Origin of the sequence: Amycolatopsis nivea (genome assembly GCF_004522235.1) — a bacterium.
GTDB lineage: Bacteria > Actinomycetota > Actinomycetes > Mycobacteriales > Pseudonocardiaceae > Amycolatopsis > Amycolatopsis nivea.
Map to the genome: position 1 here is coordinate 169,205 of NZ_SDLT01000008.1, position 25,290 is coordinate 194,494.

Sequence of the window (25,290 nt, forward strand, 5' to 3'; positions counted from 1 at the left end):
AAGCGGGGAGGACCGTGACGACCGCGGCGGAGGAGCTGGCCGGCCTGCTGTCCCGGGCAGGACGCGCGGTGCTGCTGTGCGGTCCGGCCGGGTCCGGGCGCACCACGCTGGCGCGGCGCGCCGCCGACGCGTTCCCCGGACCGGTGCTCCAGGCGACCGCGGCCGAATGGGAGAGCGACAGCGCGTTCGCCGTACTGCGGCAGCTGTTCCCGGACCTGTCGACCGACGGCGGGCCGCTGCCGCTTGCCGGACGGATCGCGGCGGAGCTGGTGCCCGGGACGTTGGTGGTGATCGACGACGCGCAACTGGCCGATGTGGACTCCGTGCGGACGCTGTCGTCGTTGCTGCGACACCATCCGGCGACGCGGGCGACGGTCCTGCTCACTGTCGCGACCGGCGATTCTCGCGCTCGTGCGGACGTTCTGGAGCTGCTTGCCCGGATGTCCGGCGACGAGGTGCGCGTTCCGCCGCTTGACGCCGCGGAAGTGTCCGAATTGGCCTCGGCGCGCGGCATCGCCTTGCACCCGACGATGGCTGAACGATTGTGCCGCCACACTCTTGGCCGGCCGCGCAATGTCGTGCAGCTGCTGACCGAAGTTCCGCGTACGACGTGGGCGGGGTTCGATCCGAATCTGCCCGCACCGGCCGCGGTCGCCGTTTCGGTCCGCGAACGGGTCTCGCGGCTTTCCCCTGCGGCGGAACGGTTTGTCGCGGCCGCCGCGGTGCTTGGCACTGGTGCGGCGGTGCGGTCGGTGGCGTCGCTGGCCGATCTCGACGGCGATCCGTTGCCGGTGCTGGACGAGGCGTGTGCGGCGCGGCTGGTCGAACTCGCTCCGCGTGGGCTCGCCGAGGTGGGGCCGCCGGATCCGATGGTTCGCGCGGCGGTGCTCGCCGGACTGGGTCCGGAACGACGGTCGAAGCTGCAGCGGCGGGCGGCGGAACTGGTCGAGGATCCGGCGCGGAGCTTGCGATTGCTGGTCGCGGCCAGCCCGGTGCCGGACGCGAGCGTCGCGGATCGGCTCGACGCGCTGGCGGTCGAGCGAGCCGCGGCCGGGGCGTGGGGGACGGCTGCGGTGCTGCTCAACGACGCCGGGCGGCTTACCGAGGATGCTGAGCTGCGCCAGGCGCGGATCACGCGGGCTGTCGATGCGCTGATCGGTGCTGGCGATGTCTTCCGGGCGGCTGCGCTGGCTCCGGAAGTCGAGAGCGTGCGCGAGACGCCGCTGCGGGACGCGGTGCTGGGTTATCTGGCGGTGGTGCGGGGTCGAGCCGCGGAAGCTGGCGGACGGCTGAGCCGGGCTTGGGATATCGTCAACGCCTCTCGGGATCCGGAGACGGCCGCGTTGATATGTCAGCGGTACGTGCTTGACGCGCTTTGCCGGTACTCGGCGGAGGACCTCGTGCGGTGGGCGGATCGCGCTCTAGAGCTGGCCGTGCCGGAGACCCCGGCCGCGGTGGAGGCGGCGGCGATCCGGGGTCTCGGACTCGCTGCTTCGGGGCGGGCCAAGCAAGCACGGCGGGATTACGCACAATTGGCTGAGCGGATCCGGCATGGTGCGCAGGCGCAGCGGATCGTGATGGCGCGGGGATGGCTGAATCTGCTCACCGATCGGATCGACGACGCCCGGGTGGATTTGGAAAGTGCTGTGCCCACTAGCTATTTGGGCGGTTCGGCGCGGATTTCCTTGTGGGCGCAGGCTTGGCTGGCGCGGACGTTGTTCCTGAGCGGAGAATGGGACGACGCTCTGCGGGTGGTTCGGGAAGCACTCGTGCTGGTAGACCGGACGGGAATTGTGCTTACCGCGCCTTTGCTGCATTGGACTTCTGCCGCGGTGCACGCGTTGCGCGGGGATCAGGCGCGGGCGGAGGAGGCGTTGCTGGCTTGTGCTTCCGGGCCGCAGGATTACGAGATCATGCGGGTTCCTGCTTTGCTGGCCCGGGCGCAAGTTGCGGAGGCGGCCGCGGATTCTGCCGGAGTGTTGCGGGCATTGCATCCGTTGACTCGGTTGTCATTGCCGACTTCGGTGGATGAGCCGGGGCATTGGCCTTGGCATGATCTGTACGCGCATGCCTTGGTCCTTAGTGGACGGTCTGACGAGGCGGATGCCTTTCTTGCTCCGCATGAGCGGGCAGCCGGGAAGCGGGAGCATGCTTCGGCTCGGGCTCGGCTTGCTGCCGCGCGGGGGCGGTTGCTGGGGGCGCGGAATGATCATGTCGGGGCGGTGGCGGCGTTTGATGCTGCGGTGGAGATGATTTCGGGGTTGCCCTTGCGGTATGACCAGGCTCGGATCGCGTTCGCTTACGGGCAGACGTTGCGGCGGTTGGGTCGGCGGGCTCGGGCGGATACGCAATTGGTTGCTGCTCGGGACGGGTTCGCTTCTTTGGGGGCGGTTACGTATGTGGCTCGGTGTGAGCGAGAGTTGCGGGCTGGTGGGGTGCATTTGCCGCGGGGCGGGGTGGATTCGTTGACGCCGCAGGAGGAAGCGGTGGCGCGGATGGTGGCTCGGGGGCAGTCGAATCGGGAGGTGGCTGCGGAGTTGTTTTTGTCGGTGAAGACTGTGCAGTATCACTTGACGCGGATTTACGCGAAGCTGGGGATTCGGGGGCGGACTGAGTTGGCTGTGTTGCGGTCTGGCGAGGAGGAGGGGTGACTGCTCGTCGCCTGGCGGCGACATCGGCTTTTGGTTGCGTGGGGCACCCCGAAGGTTGATTGTGCTGACGGTTCGGGGGTGCTTGTCAAGGCGGGAAAGATGCCTTGACAAGCACCCCCGAACCGCAGGAGAGCTTCGTATCGGGGTGCGGGGGAGGGCTGGGTGCCCTCGATCGTTGGGGTGCACCGGTTGCGGGTGTGGGGCTCGTGTCTCGATGGTTGGGTGCATCGGCTGCGGGTGTGAGGCTCGTGTCTCGATGGTTGGGCGCTTCGGTTGCGGGTGTGGGGCTGATGTCGGTGGTGGGTGCATCGGCTGCGGGTCTGCGGGGTTGTGGGGCTAGCGCCCCGATGAGGTCGTCTCAGTCGCTGTGGTGTGCGGCCTCGTTGCGGCGATGCGCAGCATCGGCCCGACTGCGTGGCTTCTCCGCTCCCGCTGACGTCTGCGAGGGAACCGCCCGGCGCGGCTCGTCGGCCGGTTCTCCGCCGCGCCCTGACAAACACCGTTACCGCGAACCCACCGCACACCGCGCTCCGGTGAAGACCCCAATGTGGCATTGGGTGCGTCAGATGCACCCAATGTGGCGTTCGGTGCGTCCCATGCATCCAATGCCACATTGGGGTGCACCCCGGCGGCGGGGCAGGGCGGTCCGTGAAGGGGCCCCTCACAACTCGGTAGCGGTCGTGAGGGGAACCCTGACGGAATCTGATTCCCTCAGGGGTCCCCTTACGTACGGGTCAGCTACGGATAGCGAAGGTCCAGCGAGCGTGCGCACCTGGGCCGACAGTGAGAGTCGAGTGCCCCAGCTGCTCGACGTGCCGCGTGCCAGCGGGGCCGTTCAGGGCCAGGTCGAGTTGGCGCAAACCGACTTGGTCTGCGGTTACCGTGTCGAAGCGGATGGTGGTCATGCCGTCGAAAGCCACGGCGCCGGTGGGGAACTGGCGTACGGTCATCCCTCCGGCGCGCAGCAGGGGCAGGGTGTTGCCCAGGTCGCGTGCGGTGATGCCGATGCGGATGCCGGTGACGTCGCGCATCTGGTGGTTGCGGTAGTCGTCCGGCAAGTACCGGTTGCGGCTGATGTCGCCGGGGTATTGCGCCGGGCCGGTGTTGCTGCGCGGGTCCGCGAAGTACTCCTCGCGGTATTCCATGCCCCACGCGCCGAAGGTGTCGTACTGGTCGGTGGTGAAGACTCCGTTGAACCACGGGACCGGCTTGCCGTCGCCGAAGTCGCGGGTTTGCAGGAATTCCAGCGGGTTCGTGATCCCCGCGTCGTGCAGGCGCTGGACCACTGTGGACAGTTGTCCGGTGTGTTCGACCGAGACTCCCAGACCCGCCGAACCGAGGTCGCCGTCCTTGCCTGGGACGTCGCCGACACCGAAGAGTTCCACGTAGGTTTCCCGGCCCATCAGGTAGCGGCCGGTCCATTTTTCGCCGCCCGCGCCCGTGGTGGTGCGGACCTGGAAGTTCGCGAAGTCCTTGAGGTAGGCCGAATGCTCGATGGCGTCGGCGGTCTCGCGGTCGAGGATGCCGTAGCCGTGGTTGAAGTGCAGCAAGGTCTGCTCGCTCGCGTGTGCGGTGCCGGTCGCGGCCAGGGTCAGGAGCACGACCAGGAGCTGGAGGATCGTCCGGGTTCTTCGAGGTTTCGACATGGCCGAGGAGAGTAAGGCGGCGGCGGCCGGACGGCGGCGTTTTCGCGGAACTCGACCGCAACGGCCTACTGAGAATGTCTTTCTCGTTGTCCGGTCAAGTGGAAATTAGTTCACTTGGAGCAGTGACAGTGCATCACATTTAGTAACAGAATCAGGTCCTCGTGCCACCTGATCGGGTGGCACGTCGCGAGGGCATCCGAAAGGACCTGTCATGACCACTCACCACTGGGGACCCGCCGGGAGGGCGCGCCGCCGCCTGACCGGTGCGGTGCTCGCCGCGGCTGCCGCCCTGCTCGTGGCGACCGCGCCGGACGCTGGGGCCGCACCTGCCGCGGCTTCGGGCACCTCGGCCGAGACTCCGGACAACCACCAGATGGGCGCCTCCATCCGGGCGCACGAAGGAGGCGGCACGGGGGTCGCGCCGGCGTCGGTCGAGGCGACCACGTCGGGCATCGACGTGAGCAGCTACCAAGGGGCGGTCGACTGGCAGTCCTATTGGAACCAGGGCAAACGGTTCGCCTACGTGAAGGCGACCGAGGGCACCGGCTACCAGAACCCGGACTTCACCCAGCAGTACAACGGTTCGTACAACGTCGGCATGATCCGCGGCGCGTACCACTACGGCCGCCCCGACCTCTCCGGCGGCGCGGCGCAGGCCGACTACTTCGTCGCGCACGGCGGCGGCTGGTCGAAGGACGGCAAGACCCTGCCGGGCACGCTCGACATCGAATGGGGACCCAACTCCGCCTGCTACGGGCTGAGCCAGTCCGCGATGGTGTCGTGGATCAAGGCGTTCAGCGACGAGTACCACGCGAAGACGTCGCGCTGGCCGGTGATCTACACGGCCACCAGCTGGTGGACCCAGTGCACCGGCAACAAGGGCGACTTCAGCTCGACCAACCCGCTGTGGGTGGCGGCGTACTCGTCGTCGCCGGGCGCGCTGCCGTACAACTGGGGCTTCTACACCTTCTGGCAGTACACCTCGACGCCGCTCGACCAGGACTACTTCAGCGCGGGCATCGACCGGCTGAAGGTGCTGGCCACCGGCTGAACCGGACCCGTTCGGGAGTCCGGTCCGGCCGGGCTCCCGGACGGGGCCGTGCCCAGGCGAGGACCGCCAGCCCGGCCAGCGTGCCCGGCAGTCCGGTCGCGACTTTGGCCGCGACCAGCCAGGCGTTCGCCGGGTCGAGGCTGAGCAGGCCGGTCACCGCCGCCCGGACGAGAAAGCCCGCGGCGAGGATCGCGGTCGCGACCGTGAACCGGCGGCGCGCGGCGCGTTCGGTCCCGGCGCGGCCGATCGCCGCCCAGCCGATACCGACGAGCGGCCGCCGCACGACGATCGACCCGGCCAGCACCAGCGCGGCCAGCAGGTACCAGACGAGGTCGGGCAGGAAAAGCCCGCCGCCGGATCCGGTCTGCCACGCGATGAACCCGGCGATGCCGACGCCGACCAGCCCGCCGAACGCCGGTCCCTTCGGATTTCCGCGCCGGATCCGGACCGCTGCGAGCACGGCGGCGAGGGCAGCCGCGGCGCCGACCGCGATTCCGGTACCAGCGACGGCGTTGAGCGGCGCGAGGACCGCCGAGGGGATCGCGGACAGGACGATCCCGGACGGTGTGTCGATCCGCGGTCTCGGCGCGGGATTCGCTTTCCTGCCAAGGAAACGCCGCTTCACTCCAGTGCTCCCGCCACTGACCGGGCCGCCTGGTCGGGGGCGTCACCGTACCCGATCGCCAGCCGCACCAGCAGATCCGCCAGCGCTGCCTGCCCCGCGGCCTCCGGCAACGCGCCGCTGAGCACCATCGTCGCCAGCCCGTGCTGCGTGCTCCACACCTGAGCCGCGCACATTTCCGTCTGCTCCGCGGGCACGCCGGGAAACCGGCCGGACCCCACCGCCTGGTCGAGAAGCTTCCGCAGCAGCAAGAAACAGGCCTCGCCCGCACGGTCGTCGTCCAGCGGACGGTCGACGAACATCGCCCGGTACAGATGCGGTTCGGCCATCCCGAACCGGAAAAACGCCGCCACCGCTGCGGCGAGGGCGGTCACCGGGTCTTCAGCGGGGGAATCCATCGTCTCTTCGAGCCGGCGAAAGCCCTCCAGTCGCACCTCCCGGCGCAACTGCTCGACGCTGCCGAAGTAGGTGTAGACCGCTGTCGTCGACACGCCCAGCTCGCGGGCCAGCCGCCGAGTCGACAAGGCTGGACCGCCTTCCTCGGCCAGCACCTGGGCGGCCGTCGCCAGAAGGCTTTCGCGAAGTGCGGCGTCGCGCTGTCTTGGGCTCACGCCAACGATAGTAAAACGGCATTGCGTAACAGTGCAACACTAAAACTTCGCCAGCACCTCCATGACCGCGCCGACGATCCGCCGGGTCTGCGGCTGGCACGCCGCCCACGTCGTCAGCGGCACGCCCGGCTCGACCAGTTCGCTCCAGGCCCACTCGGGCAGCATCCGGTTCGCGCTGGGGCGGCTGAGCAGCACCGCGTCCGCCTCGACCGCCTCCGCGCAGGCCAGCGCGTTCTCGTTGAACCGCGCGAGCCGCCAGTTCGGCGACACTCCAAGCCCGTGCGCCGCGGCGAGCATCTGGTCGTGCCCGGCCGGGACCTGCGCCCGCGAATGCGCCAGCACCCGGACGTCGTCGAGATCCCGCAGCCGGCAGTGCGCGCGTCCGAAAAGCTGGTGACCAGGCCGGATCGCGACGCCGAAGGGATGTTCGAACAACAACCGCCCATGCAGCGTCGACGGCGGGTTCTGGTGGATCAGCCCGATGTCGATCCGCCCCTCGCTGAGCATTCGCAGCTGCTCGGTGCTGCTGGCGTCCAAAAACGACAGTGCGGCATCCGGCACTTGACGGCGGATTTCCGCGAGCGCCGCGAGCACCCAGTCCTGCGGAATCCCGGGCGGCAACGCGATCTCGACCTGCTCCTTGACCGGAGCCGCGGACCGCGTGACCTCCCGTGTCGCGTCCGCGAGCCGCAGCAGCTGCCGCGCGTGCTCGTGCAACGCCCGGCCGGCGACCGTCGCCTGCACGCCCGTCGGCACCCGGTCGAACAATGGCGTCCCGAGTTCGCGTTCGAGGACCCGGATCTGCCTGGTCAGCGCGGGCTGCGACATCAGCAGCAACCCGGCCGCCCGGCTGATCGACCCCTCGGTGAACACGGCCACGAAATACCGCAGCTGACGCAGTTCCATACCCTGGGGTTATACCCCCTTCGTTTGCGTCGCGGCGGCTGCCGGCGGACGCTGGGTGGCGACGGGAACCGCTGACACCGGAAGGAGCCGCTGCCCCGATGAGCAAACGCCAAGTCCAGGTACGCCGGGTCTACGACGCCCCGGAATCCAGCGACGGCGCGCGGGTCCTGGTCGACCGGCTGTGGCCGCGCGGGCTGAGCAAGGACCGCGCGCATCTGGACGACTGGCTCAAGCAGATCTCCCCGTCGACGGACCTGCGCAAGTGGTACTCCCACGACCCGGACCGCTACGACGAATTCGCCGAACGCTACCGCTCGGAACTGGAAGAACCGGAACGCGCGGAAGCCTTGGACCAGTTGCGCGCCCTGGCGAAAAAGGGTCCGCTGACCCTGCTGACCGCGACGAAACGCAGCGACATCAGCGAAGCGGCGGTCCTGGCCGACCTGCTCAGCTAGCGTTCAGCCGCCGACCTGGATGCCGTTGCGCTCGGCATACCGGCTGCCCCATTCGTACAACGCGGTCAGCGCCGGGCGCAGTTCGTCGCCTTCGGGGGTCAGCCGGTACTCGACCGTCGGCACCCGTCCGCCCACCTCGGTCCGGTCCACCAGCCTGGCCGCGGCCAGCTCCCGCAGCTGTTCGGTGAGCACCTTCTCGGTGATCGACGGAATGGCCCGGCGCAGCTGGCCGTACCGGTGCGGGCCTTCCTTGAGCCGCGCCAGGATCACCGGCTTCCACTTCCCGCCCATGACGTCGACGGCCAGCTCGACCGCACAGGAGTAGCGCGCTTTCATCCCTCCATCATCGCCTAGTACGCACCGGAAAGTGCGTACTAGGCGCGCGGCCGGGCGCGTGCTTGGGTGATCCGGTGATCATCGAGTACATCCGGTACCGCATCCCGGACGGCGGGCACGCGGACTTCGAAGCCGCTTACCGACGCGCGGCCAAGTCGCTCGCCGCCGCGGAACAGTGTCACGACTACGAACTCTCGCACGCCGCCGACGAGCCTGGCAGCTATGTCCTGCGCATAGTCTGGACCTCCGCCGAGGCCCACCTCAAGGGCTTCCGCGGCGGCCCTCATTTCGCCGCGTTCTTCGCCGAGATCCGGCCCTATGTCGAGCAGATCGAAGAGATGCGGCATTACGAACGCACCGAAGTGACCGGCCCGGGCGGTGCGGTGCCGACGCTCTATGAGTGGGCAGGCGGAGCGCCCGCGCTAGCCAGGCTGACCGAGGCGTTCTACGCGAAAGTGCCCGAGGATGACCTGCTGGCCGAGGTGTTCGCGGGGATGAGCCCGTCGCACCCCGCCCACGTGGCGCTTTGGCTAGGCGAGGTATTCGGCGGCCCGCCCGCGTACACCGAGCGACACGGCGGACACGCGCACATGATCTCCAGGCACACCGGCCGCGCGATCACCGAACCGCAGCGGTGCCGGTGGGTTTCGCTGCTGCTGGCTACTGCGGACGAGGTCGGGTTGCCTAATGACCCGGAGTTCCGCGCCGCGCTCGCGGGATATTTGGAGTGGGGCAGCAGGCTCGCGGTGGTGTTCTCCGCCCCGGACGCCGGGCCGGTGGGCGACCAGCCGGTGCCTCGGTGGGGCTGGGAGTCGGCTCCTCCGTGGAGTGGGAACTGAATTCGCGTCATCCCTTGCGGCGATGAGAAGTGCCGCACAGCCAGAAACGACAACACGGGTCCAGTAAACTGCGGGCATTCCACAGTAGACCGTCGGCCGACGGTCACGCTGGCGATTCCCTTCGCCACTCCCGGCAATGACATCGTCCTGTTCCGCGCGAATGTTTCGCCCGCTCCGGAAGCCCCGGCGAATTCGGCTGTTCGCCGCAACCGCGATTCGGGCGTTCGGCGGCACCCGCGGCGGGGTAGTTGGGGCACGCTCGGTGTCCTTCGGGGCGCGAAAATCCCGGTTCGAGCCGGTGTTTCGCGTCGCGGGCCAAGGGAGGGGGCCGCGCTGGCGTCTACTGTGGACGTCCGGGGCCGTTCGTTTCGGATATGGTTGGCGGAATGGCTGATCTGACGCTCACCGGCCTCCGGGTCGTGGTCGAGGTTGCCCGCGCCGGGTCGTTCAGTGCTGCCGCGCATCGGCTCGGCTACACGCAATCCGCGGTATCGCGGCAGATCGCGGCGAGCGAACGTGCTACTGGAACCGCGTTGTTCGAACGGCATGCACGTGGAATCCGTCCTACGACAGCAGGCGAAGTGCTGATCCGGCACGCCGGTCGGGTGCTGGAAAGCGTGAGCGCGGCCGGAAAAGAGCTCGCCGGACTGCGCGACCGGCTGGCCGGGCGGATCTCGGTCGGCGGATTTCCCGCCGCGTCGGCGGTTTTGCTGCCGCGCGCGGTTTCCCGGCTGCTGCGGGCGCATCCGGGCGTGGAGGTGCAGCTCGCCGAATCCGCGACGTCCGCGCAACTCCAGTCGCTGCGCCGCGGCCGGCTCGACGTCGCGGTGGTCGTCACCGGCGACGGTTTTCCGGAATACGATTTCGAAGGCTTGCGCCGCAGCGAATTGCGTAGCGGAATCGGGTACGGAGTGGCGGTAGCGGAATCGCATCCGTTCGCCGGGCGAAGCTGGGTCGAGCCGGACGAACTGGCCGAACAGCAGTGGATCGTCGGCGCGGGCGGTTCGCCGGAATTCGGGACGTGGCCGGGCATCGCCGGGCCGTCGATCGCGTTCGCGGTGCGCACGTGGCCGACCCGGCTGGGCCTGGTCGCGGCGGGGCTGGGAATTTCGCTGGTGCCCGGGTTCGCGGCGGATTCACTGCCTGCCGACGTCCGATGGATCCCCGTACGCGACGAGTGCGGCGGGTTGCGGCGCACGTTGTGGGCGGTGACGGGGGAGCGGCCGGAGCCCGCTGCGGTGGCGATGGTGCGGGCGCTGGAGGAGGAGGCCGGGTCGATCGGCCGGGGGTGCTAGGCGAGGGGTTCGCGAGTGGCTGGATTTGGCGCGGTGCGCGCGCTATGACTCCGTGCGGTGAGGTGGCCGTATCGAGTGGGTGACCGGGATTTACCTGGCCGAGCGATGCAGTATCGAACAGATGTTCGACATGATGGTGAGGTGTCGAAAACAAGGTTTCTCCCGGCGCGACAGCCGCGAACCCGGGAGCAAAGAGAAGAGTCTTGGCGGATCGCCCAGTGCGGAGTTCTGTCGAGACCTCGTGTGCCGTATGCGTTCCTGCCGTATTTCGGAGCGGGTCGGTTCCCACTCGGAGGGTTTCGCGGATGGAGGCGGCGACGCTCTCTCGACCCGGAACAGTCGCCGGGCCGAGAGAAGCCGTTCCGGACAGCGGGCTGCCACGGGCCCCGGTGGCCCGGGCTGCGGTGTTGTCGGCTGCGCGCCTGGCTCCGTGTCCTTCGAGGAGTCGGGAGCGGCAGGAATGAGCACTTCGAAACCCGACGTCGCGGCTACCCGTTTGGCGCGGGGCCGAGTCCGGCGGGCTGGTCTGCGCGTACGGAACCGGTCTTACCGCGGCCCGAACCCCCGGTAGGGCTGAAGCGGGATCACCGTGAACTCCGACAGCCCGGAACTGGCCATCGGCAAAGCGTCCACTGTGGACCTGGCCGTGGATTCGTCCGGGGCTTCGACGACGAAGCAGGCGCCGGGGAGGTCGTCGCGCAGCCAGATCTGGCGGACGACGCCGTCGAGGTAGAGGCGGCGCACCCGGTCCGTCTCGGCGGGGACGACCTCGGCGAAGTCGGCCTCCTCGAACGTCTCGGTGCGACGGCGGCTGAGAACCATGAACTGCATGACAAGCCTTTCGAATCAACGGTGGGAGAGATGCGCGGTCTTGAGCAGCCGGGCGAGCAGGCCGCCCGCGCGCATCCATTCGTCCTCGGCGCGGGTGTCGACGCGGGCGACCGCGGGGTGTTCGGACACCGTCCGCCCGCCGCGGCGGACGACGACGGTGAGCGGGGCGTTGACGAGCGGTCCGTGTTCCAGGCCGAGGACGTCGAACTCCTCGCTGCCGTCGAACGCGCCCAGCTCAGGGCATTCGACGGGCAGCACGCCCAACGCGACGAGATTCGTGCGATGGATGCGCTCGAAACTCCGGGCGAGGACCGCCTGCACGCCGAGCAGCCGGGTGACCTTCGCGGCCCAGTCGCGGGCCGACCCGGCGCCGTAGGAATGGCCGGCGACGACGACCGCGGGAGTGCCGCGCTCGGCGTAGGCGGCGGCCGCGACATGCACCGGTACGAGGTCGCCGTCGGGGAGGAGGCGGGTCCAGCCTCCGGGCCGTTCCCCGGCGAGTTCGTTGTGCAGCCGGGGGTTGGCGAAACCGCCGCGCAGCATCACCTCGTGGTTGAGCCGTCGGGAGCTGTAGGTGCCGAGGTCCTCGCGCGCCACCCCGCGTTCGGCGAGCCACTGGCCCGCCGCCGAATCGGGCAGGATGCGCGAGACCGGGGAGATGTGGTCGGTCGTGATGCCGTCGCCGAGCACGAGCAACGGCCGCGCGCCTCGGATGTCCCCCTCTCGGACCGGCCTGGCGATCTCGGCGTCGGCGAACGGCGGCCGCCGGATCGTCCCCGTTTCGTCCTCCCACTGGTAGCTTTCGTCGTCCGGATGAGGCAGGCGCTGCCAGCGATCCGTCGTCATGGGCGAGGACGCGCCGGGAGACGCCAGTGCGGCGGCCGCGTCGATGTCCGCTTCGGCGGGCCAGAGGTCCGCCAGCAGCACGGGATTCCCGTCGCGGCCGGTGCCGAGCGGTTCGCGGTCCAGGTCGATCGTGGTGCGCCCCGCGAGCGCGAACGCGACGACCAGGGGAGGCGAGGCGAGGTAGGCGTTGCGCACGTCGGGGTGGATCCGGCCGGGGAAGTTCCGGTTGCCCGACAGCACGGCGGAAACGGCGAGATCGCGGGCACCGATCTGCCGCGCGACGTCCGGACGGAGCGGGCCGGAGTTGCCCATGCAGGTGCCGCAGCCGAATCCGGCGACTTGGAAGCCCAGTTCGTCCAGCGCCGGTTGCAGGCCGGCAGCGGCGAGCAGGTCCGCGGTGGCCTGCGAACCGGGGGTCAGCGAGGTCTTCGTCCACGGTGCGACTGCGAGGCCGCGGGCGACGGCGTTGCGAGCCAGCAACCCGGCGGCAGCCATCGCCCGCGGGTTGGACGTGATGGTGCAGCTGGTGATCGCGGCGATCACCACGGCTCCGTCGGGCAGATCGCCAGAGCCGGGCCGGGCCGCCGCGGGGTCGTACAGGTCGGCGGGCCGGAGCGGCTGGTGCGGGCGGGACGGTCCGGCCAGCGTCCGGTCCACCGCGGCGAGGTCCAGCTCGATCACGTCGTCGTAGTCCGGCTCGGCTCCGTACAGCATCCCTTGCGCGGCAAGGTAGTCGCGCACCGGTTCGGCGGGGCGGCCAGTCGCGGAAAGGTAGTCGAGCGTGCGGGCGTCGGCGGGAAAATAGGCCATGGTCGCGCCGTACTCGGGTGCCATGTTCGCGATGGTCGCGCGGTCGGGCACGGCCAAACCGGCGAGGCCGGGTCCGTGGAACTCCACGATCCGCTGCACGACCCCGTGCGTGCGCAGCAGCGCGGCGAGCGTCAGCGCCACGTCGGTCGCCAGCACGCCGGGCCGGACCGCTCCGGTCAGCCGGACACCGACCACCTCGGGCACCCGCAGATAAAGAGGCTCGCCGAGAGCGGCGGCGGTCGCCTCGATGCCGCCGGCTCCCCAGCCCGCCACGGACAGCCCATTGATCATCGTGGTGTGGCTGTCGGTGCCGACGACGGAATCGAACCCGGCGAGCGGGCCGGGCGTGACGACGTCGGCGAGCACCTCGAGGTTCAGCTGGTGACAGATCCCGATGCCGGGCGGGACCACCCGCAGGCCGGGAAACCGGGTCTGGGCCCAGCGGAGGAACCGGTAGCGGCCGGCGTGGCGGGCGTACTCGCGGTCGAGGTTCGTCGCGGCGGCCAGGGGAGAGCCCGCGGTGTCGAGCTCCAGCGCGTGGTCGACGACCAGGTCCATCCGCTTGCGCGGGGCGACCGACGCCGGGTCGAGCCCGAGTCCGGCGGCCCGCTCGGCGAGCGCGACCAGGTCGGCGAGGACAGGAATGCCGGAAGCGTCCTGCAGCAGCACCCGTTCCGGGTGGAACGGGATCGCCGCGGCGGTGTCCCGGCGGGCCAGCGCGCGCACGTGCTCGGCCGTCGCCGTGCGGCCGTTCTCGTGCCGCAGCACGTTTTCCGCCAGGACGCGGGTGGAGTAGGGCAAGCGGCCGAGCGGGCCCGCGCCGTTCGCTTCGGCGGCGGGCAGGCTGAAGAACCGGGTGCCGCCGGGCAGAGTCCGCAGCGCGTGGAACGAATCGAGGGTCACGGCTGCGGCACCGGACGTTCGGAGGCCCCGGTGTAAGCGGGCAGCAGCGGCGGCGGGATCGGCCCCTTGATCCGGCGTCCGGACTGGCTTTCCTCCCAGGCGTGGGACAGGATCCCCACCGAGCGGGACAGGATGAACAGCCCGCGGCCCAGTTCCGGCGGGAACCCGAGTTCCGCGTAGACGACGGCGGTCGCCCCGTCGATGTTCATCGGGACCGGTTTGGCCCGCCCGGCCGCCAGCTGCCGTTCGAGTTCCCTGGCGACGGCGAGGAACCGCCCGTCGACCACCCCGGCCGCGGCTTGGTCGGCCACCGCCTCCAGCAGGGGGTCGCGGCGCGGGTCGCGCGGGTGGAACCGGTGCCCGAAGCCGGGTATGTGCTGCCGGCGGGAGCGGAAGTCCGTCAGCGTCTTGGCGACCGCGGTCTCGAGACCGTCCTTTTCGGACTCCGCGCGGAGCTGGCCGAGGAGTTCCATGCACTGCTGTCCTGCGCCGCCGTGCACGTCGCCGAGCAGGCCGACGCCGGTGGACATCGCGCCGTGCAGGCCGACGCCGCACGTGGCCGCCATCCGCGCCGCGGCGATCGACGGGGCCTGCGGGCCGTGGTCCACCGCGGCGACGAGGGCCTTCTCCAGCAGCGCGGCCTGTGCCTTGCCGGGCAGCTCCCCGCGCACCATCAGCCAGACCGTCTCCGCGAAGCCCGCGCCGGAGATCAAGTCCTGCACCGGATAGCCGCGCAGCCGGATGCTCCCGGGCTCGATGTCTGAGACCGCGGTGGACCACCATTCGGTCACGTCCCGGGTCGACGTCGCCCGGACCGCTTCTTCGCGAGCGGAGGTCATACCGCCTTCTCCTCCCGCAGCCGGGCGATCTCGGGTTCCGCGAACCCCAGTTCCCGCAGGACCGCGTCGGTGTGTTCGCCCAGCCGCGGCGGTCGCGAGCCGGCGGCGACCCGTGCGCCGTCGACCCGGGTGGGGGCGCCGAGCACCCGCATCGCTCCGCCGGCCGCGGCGGGCGATTCGACTGTCGTGACGAGTTCGCGGTGCGCGATCTGTTCCGACGCCAGTGCTTCGGGCACGGAAACCACCGGCGCGGCCGGTACTCCGGCCTCCAGCAGGATCTCGTCCCACTCCGCCGCGCTCTTTTCCTTGAGGGAGGTCTCCAGCTCCGCTCGCAGGGCCTCCCGGTTGCGCTTGCGGTCCTCGCGGACGGCGAACCTCGGATCGCTGATCAGCTCCTCGCGGCCGAGCACCCGGCAGAGGACCTCGTACTGCTCCTGCTTGTTCGCCGCGATGTTGAGCGCGCCGTCGCCGGTCTCGAAGGTGCCGGACGGCGCGGAGGTGATGTTCTCGTTGGCCATCGGAGCCGGTTCGCGGCCGCCGATCAGATGATCCGACACCACCCAGCCCATGGCGGTGAGCGCGGCGTCCAGCATCGAGGTGTCGAGGAAAGCTCCTTGGCCGGTGCGGCGCTGGCGGAGCAGCGCCGAGGAGATCGCGAACGCCGCGGCGAGCCCGCCGAAGCTGTCGCACACCGGGAACCCGACTCGCAGCGGCGCGACCTCCGGCGTGCCGGTCACGCTCATGATGCCCGAAAGCCCTTGGACGACCTGGTCGTAAGCCGGCCTGCGCCGCATCGGCCCGGTCGCGCCGAATCCCGAGACGGCGCAGTAGACCAGTCTCGGGTTGATTTCCCGCAGCCGGTCCCAGCCGAACCCGAGACGCTCCAGCACTCCGGGACGGAAGTTCTCCAGCAGCACATCGGCGCGCGCCACCAGCTTCGCGAAGACGTCCTTGCCCCCCTCGCTCTTGAGGTCGACCGTCACGGACCGCTTTCCGGAGTTCTGGGCGAGAAACGAGACGCCGAGCCCTTCGCCGGACAGCTCCGGATCGGCGCCGAGCTGGCGGGCGAGGTCGCCGGTGCCGGGCGGTTCGACCTTGATCACCTCGGCGCCCATCAGCGCGAGCTGGTACCCGGCGAACGGACCGGCCAGCACGTTGGTGAGGTCGAGGACGCGCACGCCCTCGAGCAGGTCGGCGGTCACAGGAACACCTCCACCGGGCCGAGCCCGGCTTCGCTGATCTCGCGGGCGGCCGCGGTCACCGCGTCGACGTAGCGGCCGACGCGATCGGCGGTGAAGCGCGAGGTCGGCCCGCTCGCGGACAGTGCCGCGATCACCCGGCCGTCCTTGGCGAAAATCGGGGCGGCCACCGCCGACGCGCCCAGTTCGCGTTCGCCGTGCGTCACCGCGTAGCCCGCCTCGCGGATGCTGGCGACCTCCCGCCGCAGCGGCTCCAGTTCGAGGCCGGACCGGCGGCCGGCCAGCTCGTGCAGCACCTCGTCCGGCGCGCCGCCGAGCAGGATCTTGGCGCTGGCCCCGCTCGCCAGCGGATACGGCACGCCGACGGCGACCACGCTGCGGACCGTCGCGGTGCCCTCAGCCTGGGCGATCGCGGTCCGGTCGAGGCCGCGGCGGACGTAGACGTTCACGGTCTCGCCGCAGGATTCGGCGAGCCGCGCCATGATCTGGCGCGCCTCCGGGCCCACCTCCCACAGCGCTTCCGCGAGCTTGACCCAGCGGAGGAGACCCGCGCCGGGTCCGTAGGAGGAGTCGCCGCGGTCCACGATCAGCCCCAGGGATTCGAGCGTCGCGAGCAGCCGCACGACGGTGGTCTTCGGCAGGCCGGTGAGTGCGACCAGCTCGCGGAGCTGCCGGATCGGATGCGCCGCGTCGAACAGTTCCAACACCTCGACAGCTCTCGCGATGCTGCGCACGCCGCCGTCGACCCGCGTGGAAGCGGTACCAGTCTCAGCCATGTCCACCACCATAGACCGTCAGATGGTTCGCGTAAACCGCATTGTGGGTTGACTGAGCCTTGAGCGCGTGTTCTCCTACTTTCCGCGATGCTCGGACTGGACAGCGGAATTCTTGAACCGCTCAATGGCGCGCTCGGGACGAGAAAGGGAGTTTCGTGAGTCGACAACAGGCAGATCTGGTCGTGGTGGGGTGCGGCGCGGGCGGGCTCGCGACCGCGGTGCGGTTTCTCGAATGCCGTCCGGAAGGCCGGGTCGTCGTGCTCGAACGGACGTCGAAGGCTCAGCGCGGCGGCAACACCGCGTGGACCGGCGCGTTCTTCCGGCTCGAACCGGACGGCGAACCGGCTGCCGACTTCTCCGCCCGGATGCGCGACCTGAGCGGCGGACGCACCGATCCGGCGATCATCGGCAGGCTGGCCGCACTGGCCCGGCCCACGATGGAGTGGCTCAACGAGAACGGCGTCGCCACCAAACCGGACCTGACCTACTTCCTGACCTCGAAGGGTCCGCGGCTGATGCCCGTCGGCGGCGGCGCGGCGATCGTCGAAACCCTTGCCGCGCGGGTGGAAACCCTCGGCGGGACCATCCGCTACGACACCGCCGCCCACGACCTCGTCCAGGACGAGACCGGCGCGGTGACCGGCGTCGTCACGGCGGACGGCACGCGCTGGGAAGCGCCGACAGTGGTGCTCGCCTGCGGCGGTTTCGAAGGAAGCACGGCACTGCTCGACCGCCACCTCGGCGAGCGCGGGCACGAACTCTCGCCGATCGCCCCCGGCGGGCGCGCCAACCAGGGCGAGGGCATCGAAATGGGCGTGCGGGCGGGCGCGGCGACGGACGGGCAGTTCGAGCGCTTCCACGGCGAGCCGGTCGATCCGCGCACCCGTTCGCCGGAAGCGCTGGTCATGGTCTACCCGTACGGCATTCTGGTCGACCACCGCGCGCAGCGGTTCCTCGACGAGGGTTCCGACACCCCGGACAACACCTTCGAGTCGGTGGCCTACCGGATCTGGCGCGACGCCGACCAGTTCGCCTACGTCGTCGCGGACCAGAAACTGGTGTGCCAGGACATCACCCGCGCCGTGCTGACCGACCGCGAGCCCGAAACCGCCGACACCCTCGAAGCGCTGGCGCAGCGGCTCGATCTCGACCCTGCCGCGCTCGTGGCGACCGTCGAGGCCTACAACGCCGCGGCCAGGCCGGGCCCGCTCGACGTCACCTCGCTCGACGGGATCGCGACCAGCGGTCTCGAACCGCCGAAATCCAACTGGGCCCGCCCGATCGACGAGCCGCCGTACGTCGCGTGGCCGGTCACCTGCGCCATCACCTTCACCTTCGGCGGCCTCAAAACCGACGAACACGCCCGCGTCGTGGACCGTCTCGGCGCACCGATTCCCGGCCTGTACGCCGTCGGCGAGACCGCCGGGATCTACCACGGCAAATACCCCGGCGCGACCTCCGTCCTGCGGGCCCTCTGCTTCGGCCGGGTCGCCGGGGAAGCGGCGGCGTCCCGTTCCACCACCCCGAGCACCGCGGCTTGAGGCCACAGGAGACAGCCATGAACCCGTCCACCCGCAGCATGTCCCGGCGCGCCGCCGTCGCGAGCCTCGTCGGCACCACCATCGAATGGTTCGACTTCTTCATCTACGGGCTCGCCGCGGCCCTGGTCTTCGGCGAGCTGTTCTTTCCCGAGGCCGACCCGCACAGCGGACGGCTGGCGTCGTTCGCCACGCTCGGCGTCGCGTTCGTCGCCCGGCCGATCGGAGCCGCGATCTTCGGCCACCTCGGCGACAAATTCGGCCGCCGGACCACGCTGATCGCGACCCTGGGCGTCATGGGCGCGTCGACCGGGCTGATCGGGGTGCTGCCGACCTACCGCTCGATCGGCATCGCGGCCCCGATCCTGCTGATCGCGTTGCGGCTGCTGCAGGGCCTCGCGGTCGGCGGCGAATGGGGCGGCGCGGTGCTGATGTCGGTCGAGCACGCGCCGCCGTCGCGCCGGCGGCTGTTCGGGTCCGCGCCGCAGATGGGCAGCCCGCTCGGCCTGGTGCTCGCCACGGCCGTCATGTCCGCGGTGTCGGCGCTGCCGGACGACCAGTTGCTCGCCTGGGGCTGGCGGATCCCGTTCCTCGCCGGTTTCGTACTCGTCGGCGTCGGATTGGTGATCCGGCTCGGAGTCGCCGAACCGGAGCAGTTCAGCGAGCTCAAGTCGGCCGGACGGACGGCGCGGCTGCCGCTGCGCGAAGTCTTCACCGGTGCGCTGCGCGGACTCGCCGCCGGCACCGGCGTGCAGGCGGCGGTCAACGTCGTCTTCTACCTGATCTCGGTGTACTTCCTGACCTACGCGACGGCGTCGCTGGGCATGCCCCGCAACACCGCACTGCTCATCGTGATGATCGCGGCCGCCGTCGACCTGCTCGCACTGCCGCTCGTAGCCTCGGTGAGCGACCGGATCGGCGCGCGCCCGGTGCTGCTCGGCGGAATCGCTTTCACCGCCGTCGCCGTGTTCCCGTTCTTCTGGTTGCTGGACGGCGACCACGCGGTGGTCACCGGCGTCGTGATCACCGTCATGATGCTGGGCGCGCACGCCACCGTGTACTCCGTGATTTCCAGCGTGATCGCCGACCAGTTCGACACCCGCGTCCGCTACAGCGGCACCGCGCTGAGCAACGCGCTCGGGGCGCTGATCTTCAGCGCTCCCACGCCTTTCATCGCCGAAGCCGTGGTCGGCAACGGCACCCGGTGGTGGCCGCTCGCGTTGCTGACCGTTGTCGCCGCTGCCATCTCGCTTGTCGCTGTCGCCGGTACTTCGCGCCGTCGGCGGTCCGCCGCCCCGGCGACCGAACCGGCCGCCTCCGCCTCCGCCTGAACACCTGTTGGGAGAACTGCTTTCATGTCCACCGAGAACTACGAGATGCTGATCGACGGAAAATGGCGCGTCGCGTCCGACGGCGCCACCTTCCCGTCGGTCAACCCGTTCGACGGCCAGGAGTGGGCGCACGTGCCCGCCGCCACGGTCCAGGACGTCGACGACGCGGTCACCGCGGCCCGGCGCGCGTTCGACGAGGGACCGTGGGCGCAGTCGACCCCGTTGCGACGCGCCGCTCTGCTGCGGAAATTCGGCGACCTCATCAAGGAAAACGCCGACGAACTCGCCCGCATCCAGGTGCTCGAAAACGGCAAGCTCATCCGCGAGGTCGCCGGTCAGACCGCCGCGCTGGCCAACCACTGCTACTTCTTCGCGGGTGTGGCCGAAGCTCCGGTGGGGGAGACGCTCGCGAGCAGCGTGCCCAACATGCAGGTGTTCACGGTGCGCGAGCCGATCGGCGTGGTCGCGGCCATCACGCCGTGGAACAGTCCGCTGGCGCTCCTGCTGTGGAAGCTCTGTCCCGCTCTCGCCGCCGGGAACACGGTGGTGGTCAAGCCGTCCGAGATCACGCCAGTGTCCACGCTGGTGCTGGCCAGGCTGATCCAGGAGGCCGGGTTCCCAGACGGGGTCGTCAATGTCGTCACTGGCGCGGGCGAGGCAGGCGCCGCGCTCGCCGGGCACCGCGGCGTCGACAAGATCGCCTTCACCGGATCGACCGCGGTGGGCAAGAAGATCGCGGTGACCGCGGCGGAACGGCTCGCCCGCGTTTCGCTGGAGCTGGGCGGGAAATCCCCGAACATCGTGTTCCCGGACGCCGATCTGGACAACGCGGTCAACGGCGTCGTCGCGGGGATCTTCGCCGCCACCGGGCAGACGTGCATGGCCGGGTCCCGGGTCCTCGTCCACGAGGACGTTCACGACGAGTTCGCCGCCGCGCTGATCGAGCGCACCGAGCGGATCAAACTCGGCGACCCGCTCGACCCGGACACCGAGATGGGGACGGTCGCCTGCCAGGCGCAGTACGACAAGGTGCTGCACTACATCGAGGTCGCCAAGGCCGACGGCGCACAGCTGGCGGCAGGCGGCGGCCGGCCCGAGGATCCCGCGCTGAGCAAGGGATTGTTCGTCCGCCCGACCGTGTTCACCGGGGTCGCCAACGACATGCGGATCGCCCGCGAGGAGGTGTTCGGGCCGGTCGCCGTCGTCATCAAGTTCCGGGACGAGGACGACGCCGTCCGCATCGCCAACGACACCGCGTTCGGGCTGGCGGCCGGCGTCTGGACCCGCGACGTCGCCCGCGCGCACCGGATGATCCGCCGTCTGCGCGCGGGCAGCGTCTGGGTGAACAACTACCGCAAGACGAACTACGTGGCCCCGTTCGGCGGGTTCAAGGAAAGCGGCATCGGCCGGGAGAACGGGTTCCACGCGATCGAGGAGTACACCGAGGTCAAAACCGCGTGGATCGACACCGGCAACCGCATCGCCGATCCGTTCAACCCGCGCGCGTGAGCGGCGACCGAGGCCGCGCTGACGAGGCTTCGCCGTCGGCGCGGCTCAGCGGTCGCTCCACCCCCAGAGATAACCCGGCACCTCGTCCGGACTTCCTTCGACGCCGAAATCGCCGCGGTAGAAAATCATCGGCCGTTCGTCAGCTCCGGGGTCGAGGGCGAGCACCCGGCCGAGGACGACGTCGTGGTCGCCCGCGCGGTGCACTGTCTCGATCTCGGCGTGCACGCGCAGCAGGACACCGGGCAATTCCGGGGTGCCCCAGCCGGAAAGCTCCCAATCCAGTCCTTCGAAGCGAAGCCCGCGGCGGGATCCGAAGCGGGCGCAGAGATCGGTTTGCGGTTCGGCGAGCACGTTGACGCAGAACCGTCCGGCGGAGCGGATGCGCGGCCACGCTCGGCCGCCGCGGTCGGCGCAGAACAGCACCAGCGGCGGTTCCAGCGACACCGATGTGAAGGACTGGCAGGTGAATCCCACCGCCTCGTCGTGGTCGACGCCGGTCACCACGGTGACCCCGCTGGCGAACCGGCTCAGTGCGCGGCGCATCTCCAGCGGGCTCGGTGCTTCGGTGGCTTGCATGACTCGACGGTAAAAGCCGCGGGCGAACCCTGATCCCGGCTCTCTCGGTGACCGGGACTTCCGCCGCGCGCGGGTTCGGCGGCTGGCTAGCTTCGGCGGCATCCCGCACCCACGAGCAAGAGGTCAGCCATGCCGGAACTGAGCCACGACGCGACGCTGCGCGAACTTCGCACCGACCGGGGCGTGCTGCGCTACCACGAAGCAGGCGACGGGCCGCCGGTCGTGCTGCTGCACGGATCCGGTCCCGGCGTCACCGGATGGCAGAACTTCCGCGCGAACCTGCCGTCGTTCGCCGCGCGTTTCCGGTGCCTGATCCTGGAATTTCCCGGCTTCGGCGTGAGCGATCCGATCGACGCGCCGCCGATGCCCGCCGCCGAACGCGCGGTGCTCGACCTGCTCGACGGGCTCGGCATCGCCGCGGCCGACCTGGTCGGCAACTCGATGGGCGGATTCGTCGCCACTCGCATCGCGATCGAGCATCCGGACCGGGTTCGCCGGCTGGTGACCGTCGGCGGGATGGGCACGAACATCTTCAGCCCGGCCCCGGGCGAGGGCATCAACCTGCTGACCGAGTTCGTCGAGGACCCGACCCGCGAACGGCTCGTGCAGTGGCTGAACTCGATGGTTTTCGACCGCGGCCTGATCACCGAGGAGCTGATCGAGGAGCGGTGGAAGCTGTCTACCGCGCCGGATTCCTTGGCCAGCGCCAAGAAAATGTACGGCAAAGGGGTGCTGCAGGCGCAGGCGGCCGCGGCTTTCGACGTCACCCCGCTGTGGGCGACGCTGCGCAAGATCCGCGCCCGGACGCTCATCACCTGGGGCCGCGACGACCGGGTCAGCCCGCTCGACATGGCGCTGATTCCGATGCGCACCATTCCCCACGCGGAACTGCACATTCTCCCGAACTGCGGCCACTGGACGATGATCGAGCAGAAGGACGCGTGGGAAAGCGCCGTCCTCGCGTTCCTGCTCCGGAAGGACGGCGAGTGATGGCCTGGGACGCGGAGCACGACTTCGTCGTCGTCGGTTCGGGCGGCGGCGGGATGACCGCGGCGCTGACCGCCGCGGCGGCCGGGCTGGACGTGCTGGTCGTCGAGAAAGGCGCGATGTACGGCGGTTCCACCGGGATTTCCGGCGGCGGCATCTGGATCCCGAACAACCCGACGCTGCGCGCGGCCGGGCACGACGACAGCCGTGCGTCGATCCGTCGCTACCTCGACCTGCTCACCGAGGGGCGGGTGCCATCGAAGCGGCTCGACGCGTATGTGGACCACGGCCCGGCGGCGATGGAGCTGCTGGAGCGAAGCAAGTGGCTGCGGTTCTTCTGGGTGAAGGGTTACGCCGATTACCACCCGGAGCTGGAGGGCGGTCGTCCGCTCGGCCGGTCGGTCGAGGCGAAGCCGTTCGACACCCGGCAGCTCGGCGAGGACGAGCGGTACCAGCGGCCGAACACGATGAAGGGGCCGCTCGGCCTGTGGGTCACCGCGAAGGATTACCACGATCTGGCGATGGTCAAGCGGACTTGGCGCGGCCGGTGGGCGTCGGTGATCGCCGCTTGGCGAGTGTCGTCCAACGTGGTGCGGCGCCGGCATATGGCGACCGGCGGTCGTGCGCTCGTCGCGCGGTTGCGGATGGCGTTGAAGGACGCCGGGGTCCCGCTGTGGCTGCGGTCGCCGATGACCGAGCTGGTCGTCGAGGAGGGCCGGGTGACCGGGATCGTGACCGAGCACGAGGGAACCCCGAGGCGGATCCGTGCCCGCCGTGGCGTGCTGCTGGCGACCGGTGGCTTCGAGCACAGCGCTGATCTGCGGAAACGTTATCTGCCCGAGGCCGCGTGGGACGATTACAGCGGCGGTGCGCGGGAGAACGTCGGCGACGGCATCGAGGCAGGGCTGGGCGTTGGTGCGGCCACGGCCCTGATGGACGACGCGTGGTGGATGCCGTCCGTGCGGCATCCGTCGGGTGCGGTCGTGCCGCTGGTGTCCGAGCGGTCGATCCCGCGTTCGGTCATCGTGTCGGCCGAGGGCACGCGGTTCACCAACGAGTCCGCGCCGTACGTCACCTTCGTGCACGCCCAGCTCGAGGGCGGACACGTGCCCGCCTGGTTCGTCATGGACGCCAAAGCCCGGGCACGGTATCCGTTCGCGCAGATCCTGCCGGGTGCGCCGATTCCGGAGCCGTACTACGCGGCGGGCATCGCGCACCGCGCGGACACTCTCGCCGGGCTGGCCGAGAAAATCGGCGTTCCGGCCGACGCGTTGGCGGAAACGGTGAAGCGGTTCAACGGCTTTGCCCGCACCGGAGTGGACGCGGACTTCGGTCGTGGGAAATCGGCCTACGACCGGTATTACGGCGATCCGACGCTGCAGAACCCGTGTCTCGACGTGATCGAGCGAGGCCCGTATTACGCGTTCCGCATCGAGGTCGGCGACCTCGGCACCAAGGGCGGCCTGGTGTGCGACGAGAACAGCCGGGTCCTGCGGGAGGACGGCTCGGCGATCGACGGCCTCTACGCCACGGGCAACACGACCGCCGCGGTGATGGGCAACGAATACGCCGGTCCAGGCGCGACGATCGGCCCGTCGATCGTCTTCGGCTATCTCGCGGCGCAGCACGCGGCCGCGCGCTCGGCATGAACGCGACGCGCGTGCGGGTGACCGAGGTGGTCCGCGAGACCGCTGACGCGCATTCGCTGGTCCTGGAACCGATCGACGGCAGTTTCACCTATTTGCCCGGGCAATTCCTCACCGTGCGGATCCCGTCCACTGAGGACAGTGTCGCGCGGTGCTATTCGTTGTGCAGTTCCCCGCATTGCGACGAGCCAGCGAGAATCACGGTGAAGCGCACCGCGGGCGGGTACGGGTCGAATTGGTTGGTGGACAACGCGGTCGAGGGGACTGTGCTGGAGGTGCTGCGGCCGTCGGGCACGTTCGCGCCGCGTTCGCTCGATGCCGACGTGTTGCTGCTCGCCGCCGGAAGCGGGATCACGCCGGTGCTGTCGATCCTGAAGTCCTGTCTGCGGGCCGGGTCCGGACACGTGACCCTGGTGTACGCGAATCGGGACGAGCGGTCGGTGATCTTCCGGGACGACTTGCTGCGGCTGGCGAAGGAGCATCCGGATCGGTTGACTGTGCTGCACTGGCTGGAGTCAGTGCAGGGGTTGCCGACCGAGGCCAGGCTTCGGGCGTTGACCGCGCCGTACCGAGATCGGGAAGCGTTCCTTTGTGGACCAGGACCGTTCATGGATTTGGCTTCGATGGTCCTTAAAGGACTCGGAGTGGAAAGCATTACCGTAGAACGGTTCACGTCGCTCACGGGCGATCCGTTCGGGGCGGTGGCGGTGGACGAGTCCGGTCCTGCGAGCATGGTGGAAGTCGAGCTTGACGGGGAAACGCGGACCTTGCGCTGGCCGCGGGAGAATGCGTTGCTCGACGTCCTCCTGGCGGCCGGATTGGACGCGCCGTTCTCGTGCCGGGAGGGTGCGTGCAGTGCCTGCGCTTGCGTGCTTGTGAGCGGTGAAGTGGATCTGGCGCACAACGAAGTCCTGGATGGCCGGGATCTTGCGGACGGGTTGATCCTGGCCTGTCAGGCCCGGCCTAGGACGGACGAGGTCAAGGTTACGTACGAAGTTCAGTGAGGTGGGCATGGACCGGTCCGCGATCTCGGCCTCGGCGGCTGAACTCGCGGCATCGACGTGGTCCTCAATGTCGCCCATCTGAC

22 protein-coding genes are annotated in these 25,290 nt (G+C 69.9%); 11 read left to right on the forward strand and 11 right to left on the reverse strand.

All coding sequences use genetic code 11. From position 1 onward, the window contains the following. Positions 1-14: 14 nt before the first annotated feature. Positions 15-2,651 carry a helix-turn-helix transcriptional regulator gene (locus EIZ44_RS12330; RefSeq protein WP_134728625.1) on the forward strand — a complete coding sequence of 879 codons (2,637 nt, stop codon included), beginning with the start codon at positions 15-17 and terminating at the stop codon, positions 2,649-2,651. A gap of 734 nt (positions 2,652-3,385) precedes the next feature. Here the strand turns inward: EIZ44_RS12330 and EIZ44_RS12335 are convergent. Further along, positions 3,386-4,297, reverse strand: coding sequence for a DUF5829 family protein (locus EIZ44_RS12335; protein WP_205673116.1), 912 nt, complete (start codon positions 4,295-4,297; stop codon positions 3,386-3,388). 211 nt (positions 4,298-4,508) lie between these two features. On the opposite strand from EIZ44_RS12335, the gene EIZ44_RS12340 reads away from it, so the two are divergent. Next, positions 4,509-5,348, forward strand: coding sequence for a GH25 family lysozyme (locus tag EIZ44_RS12340; protein WP_078870432.1), 840 nt, complete (start codon positions 4,509-4,511; stop codon positions 5,346-5,348). On the opposite strand, the gene EIZ44_RS12345 is transcribed toward EIZ44_RS12340, so the two are convergent. The 3 genes from EIZ44_RS12345 to EIZ44_RS12355 are packed head-to-tail and all read right to left on the reverse strand — an operon-like array spanning position 5,305 to position 7,487. Beyond that, positions 5,305-5,973, reverse strand: a complete 669-nt coding sequence (locus EIZ44_RS12345; RefSeq protein ID WP_134728626.1) for a DUF3159 domain-containing protein — start codon at positions 5,971-5,973, stop codon at positions 5,305-5,307. The genes EIZ44_RS12340 and EIZ44_RS12345 overlap by 44 nt on opposite strands. Beyond that, a complete protein-coding gene (locus tag EIZ44_RS12350; protein WP_078870431.1) occupies positions 5,970-6,581 on the reverse strand; it encodes a TetR/AcrR family transcriptional regulator in 612 nt (203 codons plus the stop codon). The genes EIZ44_RS12345 and EIZ44_RS12350 overlap by 4 nt, the downstream gene beginning before the upstream one ends. Before the next feature lie 39 nt (positions 6,582-6,620). Continuing rightward, complete coding sequence (locus EIZ44_RS12355) at positions 6,621-7,487, reverse strand: LysR family transcriptional regulator (protein WP_037812306.1); 867 nt, start codon at positions 7,485-7,487, stop codon at positions 6,621-6,623. A 98-nt stretch (positions 7,488-7,585) separates the two neighbouring features. Between EIZ44_RS12355 and EIZ44_RS12360 the strand changes: the two genes are divergently transcribed. Continuing rightward, entirely contained in the window at positions 7,586-7,942 is a 357-nt protein-coding gene (locus EIZ44_RS12360; RefSeq protein WP_037812305.1) for a DUF488 domain-containing protein, read from the forward strand. Between the two features lie 3 nt (positions 7,943-7,945). Here EIZ44_RS12360 and EIZ44_RS12365 read toward each other — a convergent pair whose 3' ends face one another. Continuing rightward, a complete protein-coding gene (locus EIZ44_RS12365; RefSeq protein WP_037812304.1) occupies positions 7,946-8,278 on the reverse strand; it encodes a winged helix-turn-helix transcriptional regulator in 333 nt (110 codons plus the stop codon). A 74-nt stretch (positions 8,279-8,352) separates the two neighbouring features. On the opposite strand from EIZ44_RS12365, the gene EIZ44_RS12370 reads away from it, so the two are divergent. Together EIZ44_RS12370 and EIZ44_RS12375 are read left to right on the forward strand one after the other, a co-directional pair. Then, complete coding sequence (locus EIZ44_RS12370) at positions 8,353-9,117, forward strand: group II truncated hemoglobin (protein ID WP_134728627.1); 765 nt, start codon at positions 8,353-8,355, stop codon at positions 9,115-9,117. A gap of 386 nt (positions 9,118-9,503) precedes the next feature. Then, positions 9,504-10,412, forward strand: a complete 909-nt coding sequence (locus EIZ44_RS12375; protein ID WP_134728628.1) for a LysR family transcriptional regulator — start codon at positions 9,504-9,506, stop codon at positions 10,410-10,412. Between the two features lie 546 nt (positions 10,413-10,958). On the opposite strand, the gene EIZ44_RS12380 is transcribed toward EIZ44_RS12375, so the two are convergent. Genes EIZ44_RS12380 through EIZ44_RS12400 form a run of 5 tightly spaced genes read right to left on the reverse strand, consistent with a single transcriptional unit; the run spans position 10,959 to position 16,616 of the window. Continuing rightward, positions 10,959-11,243, reverse strand: coding sequence for a YciI family protein (locus tag EIZ44_RS12380; RefSeq protein WP_134728629.1), 285 nt, complete (start codon positions 11,241-11,243; stop codon positions 10,959-10,961). Between the two features lie 15 nt (positions 11,244-11,258). Beyond that, positions 11,259-13,802 (reverse strand): aconitate hydratase AcnA, encoded by a 2,544-nt coding sequence (gene acnA / locus EIZ44_RS12385; protein ID WP_134728630.1) that lies wholly within the window; start codon positions 13,800-13,802, stop codon positions 11,259-11,261. Further along, positions 13,799-14,641 (reverse strand): citryl-CoA lyase, encoded by an 843-nt coding sequence (locus EIZ44_RS45110; RefSeq protein ID WP_037812299.1) that lies wholly within the window; start codon positions 14,639-14,641, stop codon positions 13,799-13,801. Before EIZ44_RS45110 ends, acnA begins: the two co-directional genes overlap by 4 nt. Continuing rightward, positions 14,638-15,843 (reverse strand): CaiB/BaiF CoA transferase family protein, encoded by a 1,206-nt coding sequence (locus EIZ44_RS12395; RefSeq protein ID WP_134728631.1) that lies wholly within the window; start codon positions 15,841-15,843, stop codon positions 14,638-14,640. The genes EIZ44_RS45110 and EIZ44_RS12395 overlap by 4 nt, the downstream gene beginning before the upstream one ends. Further along, a complete protein-coding gene (locus tag EIZ44_RS12400) occupies positions 15,840-16,616 on the reverse strand; it encodes an IclR family transcriptional regulator (protein ID WP_037812737.1) in 777 nt (258 codons plus the stop codon). The genes EIZ44_RS12395 and EIZ44_RS12400 overlap by 4 nt, the downstream gene beginning before the upstream one ends. A gap of 155 nt (positions 16,617-16,771) precedes the next feature. On the opposite strand from EIZ44_RS12400, the gene EIZ44_RS12405 reads away from it, so the two are divergent. The 3 genes from EIZ44_RS12405 to EIZ44_RS12415 are packed head-to-tail and all read left to right on the forward strand — an operon-like array spanning position 16,772 to position 20,994. Continuing rightward, on the forward strand, positions 16,772-18,157 hold the full coding sequence (locus EIZ44_RS12405; protein ID WP_037812297.1) for an FAD-binding protein: 1,386 nt from the start codon (positions 16,772-16,774) through the stop codon (positions 18,155-18,157). 17 nt (positions 18,158-18,174) lie between these two features. Continuing rightward, the gene (locus tag EIZ44_RS12410; RefSeq protein ID WP_134728632.1) at positions 18,175-19,485 is read left to right on the forward strand and encodes an MFS transporter; all 1,311 of its coding nucleotides are present in this window, start codon (positions 18,175-18,177) and stop codon (positions 19,483-19,485) included. Positions 19,486-19,509: 24 nt separating this feature from the next. Next, positions 19,510-20,994 carry an aldehyde dehydrogenase gene (locus EIZ44_RS12415; RefSeq protein WP_134728633.1) on the forward strand — a complete coding sequence of 495 codons (1,485 nt, stop codon included), beginning with the start codon at positions 19,510-19,512 and terminating at the stop codon, positions 20,992-20,994. A 45-nt stretch (positions 20,995-21,039) separates the two neighbouring features. Here the strand turns inward: EIZ44_RS12415 and EIZ44_RS12420 are convergent, their stop codons facing one another. Further along, a complete protein-coding gene (locus EIZ44_RS12420) occupies positions 21,040-21,570 on the reverse strand; it encodes a flavin reductase family protein (protein WP_134728634.1) in 531 nt (176 codons plus the stop codon). A 129-nt stretch (positions 21,571-21,699) separates the two neighbouring features. On the opposite strand from EIZ44_RS12420, the gene EIZ44_RS12425 reads away from it, so the two are divergent. From EIZ44_RS12425 to EIZ44_RS12435, 3 genes are read left to right on the forward strand one after another with little or no spacing between them, the layout of a single operon-like run. Continuing rightward, positions 21,700-22,560, forward strand: coding sequence for an alpha/beta fold hydrolase (locus EIZ44_RS12425; protein WP_134728635.1), 861 nt, complete (start codon positions 21,700-21,702; stop codon positions 22,558-22,560). Further along, positions 22,560-24,206, forward strand: coding sequence for an FAD-binding protein (locus tag EIZ44_RS12430; RefSeq protein WP_134728636.1), 1,647 nt, complete (start codon positions 22,560-22,562; stop codon positions 24,204-24,206). Before EIZ44_RS12425 ends, EIZ44_RS12430 begins: the two co-directional genes overlap by 1 nt. Further along, positions 24,203-25,207 (forward strand): ferredoxin--NADP reductase, encoded by a 1,005-nt coding sequence (locus tag EIZ44_RS12435; RefSeq protein ID WP_134728637.1) that lies wholly within the window; start codon positions 24,203-24,205, stop codon positions 25,205-25,207. The genes EIZ44_RS12430 and EIZ44_RS12435 overlap by 4 nt, the downstream gene beginning before the upstream one ends. Positions 25,208-25,290: the final 83 nt, after the last annotated feature.